This is a genomic window from Agrobacterium sp. 22-3639C2 (assembly GCF_053522105.1).
In genome coordinates, this window is the sequence record NZ_JBNWDB010000002.1 from 695,932 (window position 1) to 712,099 (window position 16,168).

Sequence of the window (16,168 nt, forward strand, 5' to 3'; positions counted from 1 at the left end):
ACCATAATGGTCGACTATCGCTATCTCGGACGCAGCGCGCTGAAAGTTTCACCGCTGAGCCTCGGCACGATGATGTTCGGAGGCCCGACGCCGGATGACGTGGCCTTCCGCATCATCGACAAGGCACGCGAGCAGGGCATCAACTTCATCGACACTGCCGATGTCTATCACGACGGCAAGTCGGAAGAAGTCGTTGGTCGCGGTATCAAGACCAGTCGCGATCACTGGGTTCTGGCAACGAAATTCGTCAATTCCCACACCAAGGGTCCGAACCTTGGCGGCCATTCGCGCAAATGGGTGATCGAGACCGTCGAGAATTCGCTTCGCCGTCTCAACACCGACTACATCGATATCCTCTATTTCCACCGCGCCGTCTTCGACGCGCCGCTGGAAGAACCGGTACGCGCCATTGCCGATCTCATCCGTGCGGGCAAGCTGCGCTATTTCGGCGTTTCCAATTTCCGGGGCTGGCGCATCGCCGAAATTTCGCATCTGGCCGATCAGCTCGGCATCGACCGGCCTATCGCCAGCCAGCCGCTCTACAACATCGTCAACCGCACGGCCGAAGCCGAGCAGCTGCCTGCGGCACATAATTACGGGCTGGGCGTCGTTTCCTATTCGCCGCTGGCACGTGGCGTGCTGACCGGCAAATATCAGCCGGGTGAGCAGCCGGGCGCAGATACCCGTGTCGGCCGTGGCGACAAGCGGGTTCTGGAAACCGAATGGCGCCCCGAGTCGGTCGAAATCGCCCAGAAGGTTGCGGCGCACGCCGCATCAAAGGGTGTTTCGGCAGCGGATTTTGCGCTCGCCTGGGTGCTGAACAACAAGTTCGTCACCGCCGCGATCACCGGCCCGCGCACTGAAGACCATTGGGACGGTTACGTCCGCGCCCTCGATGTGAAGATCGATGCGGAAGACGAGGCGCTGGTCGACAGCCTTGTGACGACAGGCCATCCCTCGACACCCGGCTTCAACGATCCGAGCCATCCCGTCGAAGGCCGCGTGCCGCGCAATATCGAACCGGCTCCCCGCCCGGTCGTCAAGCCGCGCGCGGTCGCCTGATCGTCCAGAAGAAAATGCCTGCGGCGCGACCGTGCCGCAGGTCATCACATCCGCTCAGGGAAAATCCGCAATGTCCAATCCTAAAATACAGACCGCAACCACCGATAATTCCAGCGTGCCGAGCCGAGACGACATTCTGGCCCGCGCCAGGGACATTGGGGCTGTTGCCGCCAAGGATGCCGCTCGCCGTGAGCGTCAGCGGGAACTTCCCTTCGAAATCTTCGGCCTGATCAAAGAAGCCAAGATCGGCACGCTGCGCATCCCCGAGGCCAAAGGCGGGCCGGGAGGCTCGATTGCGGACTATATAGAAGTCCTGATGATTCTCGGGGAAGCCGACAGCAATATTCCGCACGCACTCCGCAGCCATTTCAATTTCACCGAAAACCTCGCTCTCACACCGATCGAGCTTGAGGATCGGCGGCACCTCGAAAATGTCCTCACCGGCAAGCTCTTTGCGGGCGCCAGCACGGAACAGGGGACCAAACGCCCCGGCGAAATCACCACGCGCCTCAGCGCCGATGGCGACCGTTATCGTCTGAACGGCCGCAAATGGTATGCGACCGGCACCGCCTTCGCAGATTTCGGCACCTTTAGCGCTGTCGGCGACGACGAACAGCCGATCGGCGTCCTCATTCCGCTTGATCGGCCCGGGATCACCATTCTCGACGACTGGGACAGCATGGGCCAGCGCATGACGGCAAGCGGCGGCGTTTTGCTTGAAAATGTCGAGGTGCTCCCGCATGAACTGACGACCCGCAAGCTCGGCAGCCAGATCGGGCGCCACAGCTCGGCCATGCGACAATTGCACCTCGCTGCCTCTGCCGCCGGTGCCGTTCAGGGTGCACTCAACGATGGCATCGACTATGTTCTGCGCCAGGCGCGCACCACGCTCCACAGCAGCGCCGAAACCGCCAATCAGGACCCCTTTGTGCAGAAGATGCTCGGCGAGATCAGCGCCGGTGCCTTCGCCGTCAAGACGCTGATCCGCGAGGCGGCAAGAACGCTCGACAGGACCGCCGCCGCCTTTTCCAGCGGCGACGAAGAGGCGATAGAAGCGGCTTTGCTGGAAGGTTCTCTCGCCACCGCCCGTACCCAGATCATCGCATCGCAGCTTTCACTGACGGTCGCCACCAACCTTTACGAACTCGGCGGCGGATCGGCGACGTCCAGCGAGCGGAATTTCGACCGCCACTGGCGCAACATCCGCACGGTCTACAACCACAATCCGCTTGCCCACAAGGCGCGTGTCATCGGCGACTACTATCTCAACGGCACTACGACGCACCTCAGGGAAGGCCGGGTATTCTAACCATGAAGGGAAAACGGGCATGAGAACGGAATTCATCCCTCCTTCGGTCGCAAGAGCGGCTTTCCGGTTGCCGACGCTTTCCCGGCTCCCGCCGCTGACGGCCCTGCGCGCATTTGTCGTGGCCGCGCGTCACGCCAGCTTCTCGCGGGCCGCGGAAGAACTGCATGTCTCGACTGCCGCAATCGGCCAGCAGGTGCGCATTCTGGAAACCCATCTCGGGCAAACACTCTTCAGCCGCCAGCGCGGCGAGCTGGTGCTGACCGAGGCCGGAAGCACGCTTTACCCCGGCCTTGCGGACGCTTTCGAGACGATGATCGGCAGCCTTTCCGATCTCATGGCCTCCGGCGGCCGGCGGCAGGTGAAGGTTCTGGCGGAAGGCTGTTTTGCGGCCCGATGGCTGGCGCCACGGTTGGGAACCATCGTTCCAGCCCTTGGAGACGTAGATATCTCGATTGAATCTCTCGAGGGCGATACCATCGACCTCACGCATTTCGATGCCGATTGCGCGATCGTCGCGACCCACGGACAAATCCCCGGTTTCATTCACGAACCGCTTTTTGCCGACGCCGTCAGTGCCGTCTGCACCCCGGATTTTGCCACCCGCCACCAGCTTGGTGGTGAACCCGAGCGGCTTCGGGATATCTCTTTTGCGATGTTGCGCGGCAACGGCGCCGATGCTGCCTTCGAATGGGCAAACTGGCTGCGCGCCTGCCGCATTCCGCTTCGGCTTTCGGCAACCGGACCGCGCTTTTCGCGTCAGACCGCGCTGATAGAGGCACTCTTGTCCAGCCACGGCATCGGCCTTGCGCGCCACTCGCTCATTTCCGAAGAGCTTCGAACCGGCCGTCTGATCGCACCTTTCGGCGCACCTCAGCCGACCGCCAGCCGGTATCATCTTCTGACCAGTCCTGACAGGCGGCGGCTGCCGGAAGTCGCATCTCTACTCGCCTTGTTGCGCGAGGACACACGCTCTCTCGAAGCCGCCGCCTGAACACGCCCGTCCCACATCAGGCGCGGTCCCTTTGCAACTCCCTGGTCGTATGGATGTTTTCCGGCCGGGGCAGGCCGTAATGATCACGCAGCGTGTCGCCCTCGTAGTCCTCGCGGAACAGCCCGCGCTGTTTGAGGATCGGCACGACCTCGTCGACGAAAATATCGAACCCGCCATTCAGCCATGGCGGCATGATGTTGAAGCCGTCGGCAGCACCTTCACGGAACCAGGTCTCTATCCAGTTTGCCACCTGTTCCGGCGTTCCCGAAATCACCTTGTGGCCGCGCCCGCCGGCAAGCCGGTGCAACAATTGCCGGATCGTCGGATTTTCCCGGTCGATGACATCGAGAACCAATTGATGCCGGCTGCTATCCGCCTGCGCGCGCGTCGCTTCCACCGCCTCCTTCGGCAACGGCTGATCGAGATCGGCCGATGAGAGATCAATGCCTGTAATGCGCTGCAACTGCCCAAGCGAAAAGGCCGGCTGGATGAGATTGTTGAAACTCGCCTCTAGCTTTCGCGCCTCCTCTTCGGTGGAGGCGATGAAGGGGCTGATCCCCGGCAGGATTTTCACATGGGCGGGATTGCGCCCCGTGGCCGCCACGCGCCTCTTGATGTCGGAATAAAAAGACCGCGCACTCTCCAGAGTTTGATGCGCGGTAAAGATTGCCTCGGCATACCGGGCAGCAAAGCCACGGCCGTCCTCCGAAGAGCCGGCCTGCACATAGACCGGCCTGCCCTGCGGCGAGCGTGGCAGGTTGAGCGCGCCCCGCACCCGGTAGAACTCGCCCTCGTGACTGGCGGGATGGATGCGGTCGGTATCGGCGAAAAGACCGCTCTCCTTGTCGGCGACGATGGCATCGTCTTCCCAGCTGTCCCAGAGCTTCGTCACCACATCGACGAACTCAGTCGCCTGCCGGTAACGGTCGGCATGCGGCGGATGCTGCTGGAGATTGAAGTTTCCGGCCGCTGCATCGGCCGAGGTCGTCACGATGTTCCAGCCCACCCGGCCGCCGCTGATATGATCGACCGAGGCGAACAGCCGCGCGAGATTGTAAGGCTCGTAATAGGTGGTGGAGGCCGTCGCAATGAAGCCGATCTTTTCGGTGACGGCCGCCAAGGCCGCCAGCATGGTGATCGGTTCCAGCCGGTGCCGGGCGGCATAGCGGATATTGGCGTCCAGCACCGGCGCATCGGCAAAGAAAATGGCATCCAGCTTTGCCGCCTCGGCCTTGCGGGCGATATCCTGGTAGAGCCTTATATCCGTGACGCGCAGTGGCTCCGACTCGGGGTGGCGCCAGGCTGCTTCATGGTGCCCACCCGGATAGATGAACGCATTGAGGACCAGCTTCTCGGATTTTCTGCTCATGGCGATGAACCCTTTTCAACGTTGACGCGGCTTTAAACGAGAGGTGAGGATGCGCTTACGCCTCCTTCGTCACCCACGCTTTGGCGAGATTGCCACTGAGACCCTCCGCCCCTGTCGCGTAATCCTTGATGCGGATGCTGCCGACGACCGGCTGGATTGGCGAAACGAGATTGATGACGGGAAGATCCTTGGCGACGACGGCCTGAAACTCCTTGAAGAAGGCTGCGCGCTTTTCGATATCCGGCTCCACCGCGGCCGCTTCCAGCAGCCGGTCCACTTCCGGATTGGCGTAGTGGCTGGCATTCGAAAACGGCAGGCCGATCTTGAAGTTCTTGCTCCAGTAGACACGCTGCACGCCGGCCGTCGGATCGAAGGTATTGGAGAGGGATTCGACTGAAAGGTCCCAGGCGCGATCGGTATAAACGACCTTCACATAGGTGCCGAAATCGAATTTTTGGATATCCGCCTCGATGCCGATCTTGGAAAGCGCCTGCGCTATGAAATCCGAATAGGTCTGCGGGTTGAACGGGTTGGTGGTGACCCTGAGCTTGAAGCGCTTGCCGCCATCCTTGCGCGGAAAGCCCGCCTCATCCAGCAGCTTTTCCGCCAGCGCGACGTCGAATTTGGCAAAACCGATATCCGGATTGTGGAACTTCGCAAGGCCGGGGCTGATCGGCGTGGGCGATGGCACGGCGTAACCGTAAAGCACGGTATCGATCAGCGCCGGAACGTCGATCGCGTGGGCAATGGCCTGCCTCACCTTCAATTCCTTGAGATATTCGTTCTCAAGGTTGATGACGAGCTGGTTCTGCTGGCCGGCATAGGCGTAGATGCGGTCATCCACCTTCAGCGTCGGGATGGATTTCAGTCGTTCCAGATCGGCAAGCGCCACAGGGTTCGGGCCAATGTCGCCCTCTCCGGTTTCCAGCGCCGCCGCGCGAGCGCCCGCATCGTTGATGAGGCGAATGATGACGCGGTCGAGATAAGGACCTGACGCGTCCCAGTAGTCGGCATTCTTTTCTAGAAGAATATGGCTGCCCGGCACCCATTCCTTCAGGACGAAGGGACCGCTGCCGATGATCTGGGCGGGTTTTGGATTGTCAGTCGGCTTGAAGGTCTCGAAGATGTGCTTTGGCACAACAGGCGATTCCGACGAGGCGAGCGCGGTGATCAATCCCGGCGCCGGCTTGGAAAGCTTCACCTTCGCGACCAGCGGATCGGAAGTATCGACGCTTTCAACATGTGAGAAAGTCGCCCGGCCGCGCGGATGAGCTTCCTTCAGCCGCAGGATCGAGAACTCCACATCCGCCGATGTCACCGGCTTGCCGTCATGGAACTTCGCATTCGGCTGCAGATGAAAGACATATTCCAGCCCGTCGGCGGAAACGCTCCATTCTTTGGCAAGGCTCGGCTTGGGCGAAAGTTCGTAATCGTACGTCAAAAGCCCGTCATAAATCTTCGATCCGATGAACTGCGGACCGCCCGCACTGGTATTGATTGCCACGAGTTGCGTCGGCTCGGGAAAATAGACGATCTTGAGCGTACCGCCCGAAACCGGCTCTTCAGCAGCAGCGAAAGAACCACCTGGAAGCGCCACGAAAGCGCCGGCGGCGAGTGCAATTTTATGAAACTGGCGTCTGGAAAAGGTCATGTCTGTCTCCGATAAAAACCCGATGTGCGGGGTGCGGCATCTCAGTGCAGTTGCGGGAACCCGTGACGCTCGGCGAGGATTTGCAAAATGCGTTTCGTGTCCTGAATGAAGTGCGTGTCGCCTCTGGTCGTCGCATCGGCTGGTGCATCGCCGGTAAAGACGAACAGCGGCAACGACTGGTTTTCCTCACCCAGGACGGCGATGACCGCTTCGCGCGGACGCTGAAAACCGACCCGGTGGATATCGATCCCGGCGACAAGGTCCGGAAAGGTGGCAAGCAGGCCTTCGATCTGGTTACAATGCGGGCAGACGAACCGGACGCCGGGGTGCTTGGGGTCTTCAAAACCGGGGGCGATCAAAAAAAGCGTATCCTTGGCCATGGCATCCATCGTGTGCGGGTGAGATTTCATGGACACAGTGCAGGCAGAGAAATCAGAGGTCCAGAAAGCTATTCTTCCCGCAAAACGAAGAATTCCTTCGCCCTAAATTATTGAAGAAATTGATTTTTTTAGAGTTCCGATAATTGGCATCACCGTTCCTGCCGGCCTGTTCCAAAGGCAACGTTTTTCCCGAAAACGCCGTTATCCCGCGATAGTGGGAAAAGGCCGGAGGGCCGTTTTCAGCAATAAAAAACCCGGCAAAATTGCCGGGTTTTTTATTGCCATATGCAAAACGCTCACTCGTTCTTCCAGGCCGTCGACAGATCGCCATAGGCAATGTCGATGGTGGTGACGAGAGACTGCAGGCTGGTGTTGCGCAGAATGACGGTCGGCAGGGCGACGATAGAGAAATTCGGCAATTCGTCACCGGTGATTTTCTGGATATCGTGGAACTGCCCCGCCCGTTTCGTTTCATCCACTTCAATCGCAGCGGCGCGGAAAAGATCATCCACCCTGGGATTGTTGTAGTGGGCGGCATTGACGTATGGCGCGGGTTTCTTGATGCCATCGGACCAGTAGAGCCGCTGCACGCCCGCTGTCGGATCAAACAACCGGCTGATGCCGTTCACTGTCAGGTCAAAACCGCGCTCCGTATAGACGCGCTTGATGAAGGTCGCGAGATCGCCTTCGACGATATCCACCTTCACGCCGAGCTTGCCGAAGGACGAGCGTAGATATTCGGAGGTTTTGCGGAAAACGTCGGAGGGCAGGAAGGCCAGCCGCAGCGAAAAACGCGTGCCATCCGCACCCCTCGGATACCCCGCCTTGTCCAGCAGCTCGTTCGCTTTGGCCAGATCGAAGGGATAGGTAAAGGGCTTCTCGTCATTATAGGCGGTGAATACCGCTGGAATGTTCGAACCGGCGGGTTTCGCCGTGCCGAAAAAGATCGCGTCGTTGATGAAATTGCGGTCGATGGCATGTGCCAGCGCGTGCCGCACCTCCTTTTTCGCGAGGATCGGGTTCTCCAGATTGAACTCGAATATGGCGGCGTTATTGAGATAGGAGTCGGTATATACCTCCACCGAAAGCTTGGGATTCTGCCGCAAACGCTCCAGATCGCTGTAGGAGACATCGGCGGTATAATCCGCCTCGCCCGTTTCCACCGAGATGGTGGTGGAGGCCGCGTCAGCGACGAACCGCGCCACGAAGCCATCGAGATAGGGAAGATCGGCCTGCCAGTAGTTCGGGTTCTTCCTGAGCTTCACATAGCTGCCGCGTTTCCATTCCTCAAACACAAAGGGGCCAGTGCCAACGGGCGCGTTGCCGTTCGGGCTCTCATTGTAGTTTTCCGAAGCATAGGCATGGGCCGGCAAAATGGGCGTTTCGCCACCAGTCAGCGCCCTCAGAAGATAAGGCGCAGGTTTGGAAAGCACCACTACCGCCGTCAGCGGATCGGGCGTTTCGATATCAGCAACATTGGCGAAAGTGATACGGCCGCGTGGGCCCACCTTCTTGAAGGCAAGCAGGGAAAATTTCACATCCTGTGCGGTGAAATCCTTGCCATCATGCCATTTGACGCCCTTGCGCAGCTTGAAGGTGTAGCGCAGCCCGTCGGTGGAGGTTTCCCAGCTTTCGGCGAGAACCGGATGCGGCTTAAACTCGCTGTCGAAGCGTACCAACCCTTCCAGGATCTTGGTGGAAATCGCGCGCGTTCGCGTATTGGAATCGGAAAGCGGCACAAGCGTCGTCGGCTCACCGAGACCCGCAAGGGTGACAATACCACCCTTTTTCGGCGTTTCTGCCGCCAGCACCGGCACGGATGGCAGCAGCATGGCCGCACCTAGCGCAGCACTCAAAAGCAATGTCTTACGTCTTGTAATATCCATGGATGTTTCCTCTTGCAGGCTTGTTTTCAAATTTTCAGGCAGGCTTCAGCCGGGTTTCGACCAGCCGGGCAAACAAGGTGGCGCCGACCGGCAGGATGGCATCGTCGACAATGAAACCGGGATTATGGGCTGGCACGGTGCCGGAATGACCGAGGGTGAAAAACGCACCGGGCGCATGTTTCAGGAGGTCGGCGAAATCCTCGCTGCCCATGAAGCGGCTGGGCTCGGTGGAAACGCGCTCGTCTCCGAGAACTTCGCGCGCCACCCCGGCCACAATCTCCACCGATGCGTCATCATTGGTCAGAACCGAGAATATGTCGCGAATATCCACCTCGGCGGTGAGCCCGTAAGCGGCGGCAATGTGATCGGAAATCGTGCGGATTCGGCCCCTTATGGTCTCGCGCACGCTGTCGGAGAAGGCCCGCACCGTGCCTGCAATCGAGGCCGTTTCGGGGATGACGTTATAGGCAGATCCCGCCTCGATGCGGGTGATCGACAAGACGGCCGGATCGGTCGGCGGCACATTGCGGCTGACGATGGTCTGCAATGCCTGGATGAGTTCACCCGTCGCCGGCACCGGATCACGCGAGACATCCGGGTGAGCCGCATGCGCGCCCCTGCCCTTCAGCCGGATATCGAAGAAATCGGCGCCTGCCAGAATGGTGCCGGGCGAGACCTTCAGATGGTTGGGTGCTGCATGGGAGGAATTGTGCAACCCGTAAATTTCATCGACGGGGAAATCCTTGAACAACCCATCGGCGATCATGGCGCGTGCGCCACCCAGTCCTTCCTCGGCGGGCTGGAAAATGAAAATCACCGTGCCGGCAAAATCACGGGTTTCCGCCAGATAACGGGCGGTGCCAAGCAAGATGGTGGTGTGCACATCATGCCCGCAGCCGTGGAACTTACCGGGATAGACCGATGCATAAGGCAGCCCTGTTTCTTCCGGCATCGGCAGGGCATCCATATCCGCCCTCAACCCGATTGAACGGTTGCCAGCATGACGGCCACGCAGCACGCCGACCACGCCGGTCTTGCCATAACCGCGATGCACCTCGATGCCCCAGGAGGTGAGCTTCTCGGCGACGATGCCGGAGGTGCGCACCTCTTCGAAACCGATTTCCGGATGCTGGTGCAGATCGTGGCGGATGGAGACGAGTTCGGGAACATAGGTCCCGATCCGGTCTATGACTTTCGGCGCGGGCGTTTTGACGGGATCGACGGCAATATTCACGGTATCTCCTCAGGGCAAAAAAGATCGTTCTCGCAATCTCTGTGATTGCGAAGTGCTAAGCTTCAGAACTGGAAATCTGAGGCGGGAGAGGCGTCAGAGCCTCAGGCCAACCTCCTTCATCAAGGGCAGAATGCGCTCAGCGAAATATTCGAGATCTTCACGGAAATCGTAGAAATTTAGCTGCACGCCATCGATGCCAGCCTTTTTCAAGCCGACAAGCTGCTCGACCACCTGCTCCGGCGAGCCGATGATTTCGATATTGCCGCCGAGATTGCGCCCCTGCTTGTGGCGCGCATCGCCGCGACCCCGCCAGGCATGGGCGTCGCTGTCGTAATTGTTGGTCGCAAAGGCACGGGTGCCGGGTTGCGGTTTTCCCGCCTCGATGGCGTCGGCATAGGCGATCGCTTGCCTCTCCGTATCCGCGGCTGACGATGATCGGATTAATGAGCGTCTTCACCTGACGGCCATAGGCCCTGGCGCGGTTCTTGATGGTGGCGATATGATCGGGAAGCGTTTCGAGCGCGCTGTCGATATGCGCGCCGCCGGGCGAGGTAACGAAAACCAGATCGGAATGGCGGGCGGCGAAATCGATACCGGCCGGCGAGCCGGTCGCCGTCACCAGCGGCGGGCGGCCAAAGGCGGGCTTTGGCGTTATCCAGCCGTTGTTGATGGCCCAGGGGTTAAGCTTGCCCTCATAGGAGAAGTTTTCGGTTTCTCCCCACAGGCGATGCAGCACATCGAACAACTCCCCCGCCATGTCGTAGCGCTTGTCATGGTCGATCCGCTGCCAGCCGAACATTTCATGCTCGATGGCGCGATGGCCGGTGACGATGTTGATGCCCCATCGTCCCCTGGCGATATGATCCAGCGTCGCGCCATATTTGGCGAGATGGAGCGGATGCAGGGGACCGTAAAGCACATGAATAGTGGAGATCAGAAGAATGCTCTTGGTGACCGCCGCCATGGCGCCCAGCGCAATGAAACTGTCGAGCGAGGATTCGCCGTCATAACCGCCCTTGGGCAGCCATTGCGTGCGGCTGAAGGCTATTTCGAAACCAAGCTCCTCCGCGCGCTTCACCAGCTCCGCATTGTAGTCGAAGGTCCAGCTATTACTGGTTGGCAGGCTGGAGAAGTTGATGTCCTGCAGATTGAGGAACAGCCCCAGCATCAGTGGCTGCTTCACCGCGCGGCTGAGCGGGCTGTCTTCGAAATCAGTGGGGCTTTTCAGTTCGGGACCTTCAGGCAGTGAAACAGTCAGCGCCATGTCTTTTCTCCCTCGGAATGATTACCCTGCGGGGTGGTCGCTGCCAGCCGGGCGCGCAAATAGGCCTCCACGCTGCGGGGCTGCCGACCGGTAATCCGCTCGATGTTGTCGTTGACGGAGGCCGCGAGGCCCTCGCGGATAAGTTGGCCGAATTCACCAATCGCCTTCTGTTCGAACGCTCCGATATGCGGCGGAAAAACGGAAGCGGAATGATGCGATATCCCCACGGGGCGATGCAGGATACGGGCCGCGATGCGGGCGATTTCCAGTGCCGTCAAGGCTTCACCGCCGGTTAGCACCAAGGCGCCGAAAACAGACGTGCTCGCAGTCAAGGCGTGAACCGCCACATCGGCTATATCGTCGGCATCAATGAAGGAAACGGCTGCATCGCCGAAACGGGCGGGCACATCCTCCCCCTGGCGTAGTGCTGCAACGACGGGTTCCAGCGCCACCTGCATCCAGGCATTCGGCCGCAGCACCGTATGCGCAATGCCGCTCCCGGCCAGATGTTTTTCGACCTTGGCGTGGGCGGCACCCGAGATGGAGCGTGCGGCATTGGCGATGGTCCAGTCGGAGCCGGATATTTTCACGATCCGCGATACGCTGGCGGAGAGAGCGGCATCGATGACCGCTTTCTGGTCCGCCGCCAGCGTTTCACCGATTGGGGAAAGCAGGAACACCGTGTCTGTTGCGCGTGAGGCCTCTTTCAGGCTCGCCGGATCGGAGAAATTACCCTCCGAAATATCCACCCTGTCGCCCCAAAGCTTGAGCGCGTCCTCACCCCGGCGGGTCAGCACCCTAACCTTCGCCTCTTTCTGCAAAAGGCGGCTGACGACGCGTTGGCCGAGCTTGCCGGTTGCACCCGTTACAAGAATGGTTGCTGTCATGACGCCCTCACTTCGCCGCAGCCTGTTGCAGTAAAGAAAGGGCGCGCGGATCGGCCCAGTCGTTCACATCGAAATCGTCAGGGATGAATTTCCATTCCAGCAGGAAATCCTTGAAGTGGCTGAGCGCATCCAGCTCCGCCGGATCGAGATCGAGCCTCAGGTTACGGTACACATCCGCCCCGTTGGCGACGATAACCGCTTCCTCGCTGACGCCGATCTCGCGGGCGATGAAACGCACCGCTTCCGCCGGATTGTCATTCGCCCAGCCGGCAACCCGCTGTACCGTGGCCACGAGGTCGGCGACGAGATCGGGCCTTTCATCGGCAAAGGTGGCATCCACGGTCAAAGGACGTGGCGTGCCGTTATTGATGCGGATTTTCGGATCGGGGTGAAACCCGGTCGACACGACGACGTGCGCGCCAATGAGATTGGCGACGGTGACGCCCTCCGCCCCTTTGACAAAAAACGCATCGATCTTTCCGCGATGCAATGCCGCGATCTCCTCCCCATAGGGCAGCCGTCGGCGCAGGCCATGGAACCTGTCGTCAGCCGGTCCGAGCAGCACCGGCTCGGTTGCGGTGAGATCGACCAGCTCGACCTCCGCCACGGAAAGGCCGGAGACGGTCAGTGCCGACACGATGCCCTTGAGCGATGTGGCGCGCTGGAAGTCGATGGTTTCGTTCGGTCGTTTCGGCAGCCCGATGCGCCGGCCCTTGAGCTCGCCGCCCTTTGTTATACCACTGGCTGGCAGCGCTATGACCGCCTGAAACTCGTCGGTCCTGGTCAACCCGACAAGACGCGTCTGGCGTCCGCCGGATTTTGCCCAGATAGGCGGAATATTGCCGCCCTGACGGAAGGACCAGTCCAGACGGTGATCGAAATGGCTCTGGCGAATTGCCGGATCCGCCGCATCGCGAATGGAGGACACAGTAATACCGTGGCCGGCGAAACTCTCCTCGATCCAGCCAAGCTGCACCGCGATGGAAAGCGGCGTGGGCGCCGGGCAGCGCGTGTACCAGACGGTTTCAGGGTGGGTTACCTGGCGAAGGGCCGCATCAGCCATGGCGTTCGTCCTCTCAATTGCGATCTCTACGACACGCTACACGCCATAAAATATTTTCTATAGATAAAGTGTACTATTTGAGAGGCCATTGAGGAAATTCGTTTCCATATCAGCATGGCTTCGTACTTCCGGTAAAATATCCTTTCGGAAACGGCATCATTCTCGCGCGATACTTCGGCGGAGAGCGGCACTCGACGTGAACCTCTCCTTGGGAGCCTCGGCCATGGCTGGGAAGTTTTTCTTCTCCTGACAGCAAGGATTTTTAACTCGCGACCGGAACCCCGGCTGTTACGCTTCCCCGCAATTGTGTCGGACCCGCAAGCCGGCAATCCAACAGACCTGAAAGAAAAAGTGGCAGCATGAGCACGAACAAACGCCGGCTCAATCTCAATGTCGGCATCAATACCACCGGATACCTCGCCAATGCCTGGAAATACAGAAGCGGAGACCGGCACGATATCAACGATATCGGCTATTACCGGCGACTGACGGAACTGGCTCACAAAGGCCGGTTCGACGCCGTTTTCCTTTCGGATCACCCGGCATTGCTGACCGACCCGACAAGCCGGCCATTTCACACCATCGATCCGCTCATCCTTTCCACATCGCTTGCCGCACAGGTGCCGGACATCGGGTTCGTGGCGACCGTGTCCTCCACCTATAACTCGCCCTATAATTTTGCGAGACGAACGCAATCCATCGATATCGTCACGGGCGGTCGGCTGATCGTGAACATCGTCTCCTCCTTCAATCCGAACGTCGCCGCCAATTTCGGCAACGACCCGCTGCCGCCGCGCAATGAGCGATATGCCAAGGCCACGGAATTTCTCGATGTCGCGAAAAAGCTCTGGTCGAGCTGGGATCCGCGCCGCGAAGGCGAGGTGCCGGAAGACCGCTTCTGGGATGCGGCGACGGCCGAGACCATCGATCACGAGGGGCAATATTTTCATGTCAAAGGCCCGCTCAACGTCCCTCGTGGACCGCAGGGGCACCCCGTCATCGCCCAGGCGGGCGCTTCCGAGGGCGGCATCGATCTGGCGGCACGTCATGGCGAGATTATCTATTGCAACATATTGTCCCGTCCCGCCGGCCAGGCCTTTGGCAAAAAGGTCCGTGACCGCGCAGTGTCTTTCGGCCGCGATCCCTCCGGCATCCGCATCGTTCCCGGCCTCGTCGTCATTCTCGGCGAGACGCGCGAGGAAGCGCTGCGCAAACACGAACTCTACAGCGGAACCGGCTCGGAAGACGGTCTTCTGGCACGCTTCGCCAAGGAAAACGGTATCGATCCCCGCGATTTCGATCCCGATGCGAAACTGGATGGCGAGCGCTTCATTCCCGACCAGAACCGGCAATGGGCTGTCGGCATGGGGCTTGGCCTTTCCGAACTGCTGACCCATGAAAAGCTCACCGCCCGCGAGGCCGTGCGGCGCTCGGAGGGGCATCACCGGCTACTGCTTGGCACAGCGGAAGAGGTGGCGGATGGTATCATCGATCTCTGGCAGGACGGAACGGTTGACGGCTACACATTGCAGCCGCCCCGTGCCCCTGACGATATCGCCGAATTCGTCGAACAAGTCGTGCCGGTGCTGCAAGACCGCGGCGTTTATCCGCGCGAATACGAAGGCACGACCATACGCGAGAGATACGACCTGCCTCAACCAAACTGACGCTGTTCGCCTCGTTCGCCATTCCCACGCTCGGCGCAGGAATGGCGACGTTGTGAACGCACTATTGAGCTGTTGCCACTTTCAAAACCGGCCTTTCGCCGGAAAGCTGCGGCAGCACAGATGCGAAATCCGTCACGATCTGGCGATAATCTTCCGGCTGGAATTCATAGGGCAGTTCCAGACGGAATTCCGAGACAAACGGCAGAACGGGGTCGCGCGACAGCTTCTCCAGAATTTCATCCGTCGTCCCGACAATATCAGGCAGAAAAAGCGTGCGGCGCGCACCATGCGGCGTATGCGTGCGCTTGTCGCGCTCGGCCGCAAACTCCGCATAACGGCGGCGTGTCGAAGGGCTGGCACTGTCCGTCGGTAAAATCACGCGGCCAAGGGCGACGCGCGGCTGGCGCTCATGCGCCCATTCCTGCCGGAACCGGGCAACGAGGGCCGCCTGCGCCGTCAGAAAATCATCGGTATTTTCACCGCTGACGATATTGCCGGTCAGCAGATTGAATCCGGCCTTCCCCGCCCAGTGAGCGGAATTCTGCGATCCGCCGCCATACCACAGCCGGTCGGTCAACCCCTTGGCGAAGGGCCGAAGGCGCGGCACCTGCGCGCCCGCTGCATTGCCCGCCTCCGTTTCGCTGGACAGCGGTTCTGATCTCAAGGCCCTGGCGAGCTTCTCGGCACGGGCATGGCTGTAATCCGCATCGGGCGCCGTATCGACATAATCCGAAATCAGATGGGCGAAGGGCGGCGCGCCGACAGAGACGCCGACATTCAACCGTCCGTGTGACAGCACATCCACGGTGGCGAGATCTTCCGCCAGCCTGAAAGGGTTTTCATAACCCAGTTGAATGACGGCGGTGCCGAGGCCAATCCGCTTGGTGCGCTGCGACGCCGCCGCGAGAAAGGTGGCGGCCGAGGACACGCCGCGTTCCAGATGGCGCTGGCGGACCCAGGCGCTATCATAACCCAGCGCCTCGCCGGCTTCGAAAAGCTGCAGAGTTTCCTCCAGCCCCTGCGCAGGATCATCATCGTGATAGTTGCCGGGAACCAGAAAAGCAAAATGCGAGATATGGGAAATAGGCATGGTGTGCATCCGGGAATGTTTGTTGAGGCATGATGAAGCTCAGACAGCGCAGGTGCGGCCATCATCCTGTACCGCGCATACCCAAGCAGAATGCACGATGACCGGCATCGCTGGCGCGGCATGGTCTTTTATAGTCCCGGCGATTTTTGAAAGATCGTTGCGCGATTCAATAGTCTACTGAAATTATAGATTAATCCTCAAGGAGCGGTCGCTTTGTCCCCTCTCCATCCTTGTAAATACGCCGACGTATCGAGCGCCGCGCGAATGCCCTTGATTTTCCTCTCCGACATGTAATACAGATTATCATACATGTTG

At 59.9% G+C, this 16,168-nt stretch carries 12 protein-coding genes and 1 pseudogene; 4 read left to right on the forward strand and 9 right to left on the reverse strand.

Annotated elements, in window-relative coordinates; genetic code table 11:
- The first annotated feature begins 6 nt into the window (after positions 1–6).
- The 3 genes from ACQZ6D_RS10840 to ACQZ6D_RS10850 all read left to right on the forward strand — a co-directional run bounded on the left by ACQZ6D_RS10840 (position 7) and on the right by ACQZ6D_RS10850 (position 3,362).
- A complete protein-coding gene (locus ACQZ6D_RS10840; RefSeq protein WP_111801097.1) occupies positions 7–1,062 on the forward strand; it encodes an aldo/keto reductase in 1,056 nt (351 codons plus the stop codon).
- 70 nt (positions 1,063–1,132) lie between these two features.
- Entirely contained in the window at positions 1,133–2,371 is a 1,239-nt protein-coding gene (locus ACQZ6D_RS10845) for an acyl-CoA dehydrogenase family protein (RefSeq protein ID WP_448729921.1), read from the forward strand.
- 19 nt (positions 2,372–2,390) lie between these two features.
- Positions 2,391–3,362, forward strand: coding sequence for a LysR substrate-binding domain-containing protein (locus ACQZ6D_RS10850; protein ID WP_448729922.1), 972 nt, complete (start codon positions 2,391–2,393; stop codon positions 3,360–3,362).
- Between the two features lie 16 nt (positions 3,363–3,378).
- On the opposite strand, the gene ACQZ6D_RS10855 is transcribed toward ACQZ6D_RS10850, so the two are convergent.
- The 8 genes and pseudogenes from ACQZ6D_RS10855 to ACQZ6D_RS10890 form a co-directional block, all read right to left on the reverse strand.
- The gene (locus ACQZ6D_RS10855; protein WP_448729923.1) at positions 3,379–4,731 is read right to left on the reverse strand and encodes an LLM class flavin-dependent oxidoreductase; all 1,353 of its coding nucleotides are present in this window, start codon (positions 4,729–4,731) and stop codon (positions 3,379–3,381) included.
- 55 nt (positions 4,732–4,786) lie between these two features.
- Positions 4,787–6,382 carry an ABC transporter substrate-binding protein gene (locus ACQZ6D_RS10860; RefSeq protein ID WP_448729924.1) on the reverse strand — a complete coding sequence of 532 codons (1,596 nt, stop codon included), beginning with the start codon at positions 6,380–6,382 and terminating at the stop codon, positions 4,787–4,789.
- 41 nt (positions 6,383–6,423) lie between these two features.
- The gene (locus ACQZ6D_RS10865; protein WP_448729983.1) at positions 6,424–6,762 is read right to left on the reverse strand and encodes a DUF3088 domain-containing protein; all 339 of its coding nucleotides are present in this window, start codon (positions 6,760–6,762) and stop codon (positions 6,424–6,426) included.
- Positions 6,763–7,058: 296 nt separating this feature from the next.
- Complete coding sequence (locus ACQZ6D_RS10870; protein WP_188348414.1) at positions 7,059–8,648, reverse strand: ABC transporter substrate-binding protein; 1,590 nt, start codon at positions 8,646–8,648, stop codon at positions 7,059–7,061.
- A 34-nt stretch (positions 8,649–8,682) separates the two neighbouring features.
- A complete protein-coding gene (locus tag ACQZ6D_RS10875; protein WP_019564768.1) occupies positions 8,683–9,882 on the reverse strand; it encodes a M20 aminoacylase family protein in 1,200 nt (399 codons plus the stop codon).
- Between the two features lie 93 nt (positions 9,883–9,975).
- Positions 9,976–11,146 (reverse strand): annotated as a pseudogene (locus ACQZ6D_RS10880) (LLM class flavin-dependent oxidoreductase).
- Positions 11,137–12,033, reverse strand: coding sequence for an NmrA family NAD(P)-binding protein (locus ACQZ6D_RS10885; RefSeq protein ID WP_448729925.1), 897 nt, complete (start codon positions 12,031–12,033; stop codon positions 11,137–11,139). The pseudogene ACQZ6D_RS10880 and the gene ACQZ6D_RS10885 overlap by 10 nt, the downstream one beginning before the upstream one ends.
- Before the next feature lie 7 nt (positions 12,034–12,040).
- A complete protein-coding gene (locus ACQZ6D_RS10890; RefSeq protein WP_121557181.1) occupies positions 12,041–13,096 on the reverse strand; it encodes an ABC transporter substrate-binding protein in 1,056 nt (351 codons plus the stop codon).
- 359 nt (positions 13,097–13,455) lie between these two features.
- On the opposite strand from ACQZ6D_RS10890, the gene ACQZ6D_RS10895 reads away from it, so the two are divergent.
- Positions 13,456–14,763, forward strand: a complete 1,308-nt coding sequence (locus ACQZ6D_RS10895) for an NtaA/DmoA family FMN-dependent monooxygenase (RefSeq protein WP_448729926.1) — start codon at positions 13,456–13,458, stop codon at positions 14,761–14,763.
- Between the two features lie 61 nt (positions 14,764–14,824).
- On the opposite strand, the gene ACQZ6D_RS10900 is transcribed toward ACQZ6D_RS10895, so the two are convergent.
- Positions 14,825–15,853, reverse strand: coding sequence for an LLM class flavin-dependent oxidoreductase (locus tag ACQZ6D_RS10900; protein ID WP_448729927.1), 1,029 nt, complete (start codon positions 15,851–15,853; stop codon positions 14,825–14,827).
- Between the last annotated feature and the right edge of the window lie 315 nt (positions 15,854–16,168).

Bases quoted from the DNA above. Each gene is read 5' to 3' on its own strand.
- ACQZ6D_RS10840 (WP_111801097.1), top strand. From the start codon at position 7: ATGGTCGACTATCGCTATCTCGGACGCAGCGCGCTGAAAGTTTCACCG.
- ACQZ6D_RS10845 (WP_448729921.1), top strand. From the start codon at position 1,133: ATGTCCAATCCTAAAATACAGACCGCAACCACCGATAATTCCAGCGTG.
- ACQZ6D_RS10850 (WP_448729922.1), top strand. From the start codon at position 2,391: ATGAGAACGGAATTCATCCCTCCTTCGGTCGCAAGAGCGGCTTTCCGG.
- ACQZ6D_RS10855 (WP_448729923.1), bottom strand. From the start codon at position 4,731: ATGAGCAGAAAATCCGAGAAGCTGGTCCTCAATGCGTTCATCTATCCG.
- ACQZ6D_RS10860 (WP_448729924.1), bottom strand. From the start codon at position 6,382: ATGACCTTTTCCAGACGCCAGTTTCATAAAATTGCACTCGCCGCCGGC.
- ACQZ6D_RS10865 (WP_448729983.1), bottom strand. From the start codon at position 6,762: ATGGCCAAGGATACGCTTTTTTTGATCGCCCCCGGTTTTGAAGACCCC.
- ACQZ6D_RS10870 (WP_188348414.1), bottom strand. From the start codon at position 8,648: ATGGATATTACAAGACGTAAGACATTGCTTTTGAGTGCTGCGCTAGGT.
- ACQZ6D_RS10885 (WP_448729925.1), bottom strand. From the start codon at position 12,033: ATGACAGCAACCATTCTTGTAACGGGTGCAACCGGCAAGCTCGGCCAA.
- ACQZ6D_RS10890 (WP_121557181.1), bottom strand. From the start codon at position 13,096: ATGGCTGATGCGGCCCTTCGCCAGGTAACCCACCCTGAAACCGTCTGG.
- ACQZ6D_RS10895 (WP_448729926.1), top strand. From the start codon at position 13,456: ATGAGCACGAACAAACGCCGGCTCAATCTCAATGTCGGCATCAATACC.
- ACQZ6D_RS10900 (WP_448729927.1), bottom strand. From the start codon at position 15,853: ATGCCTATTTCCCATATCTCGCATTTTGCTTTTCTGGTTCCCGGCAAC.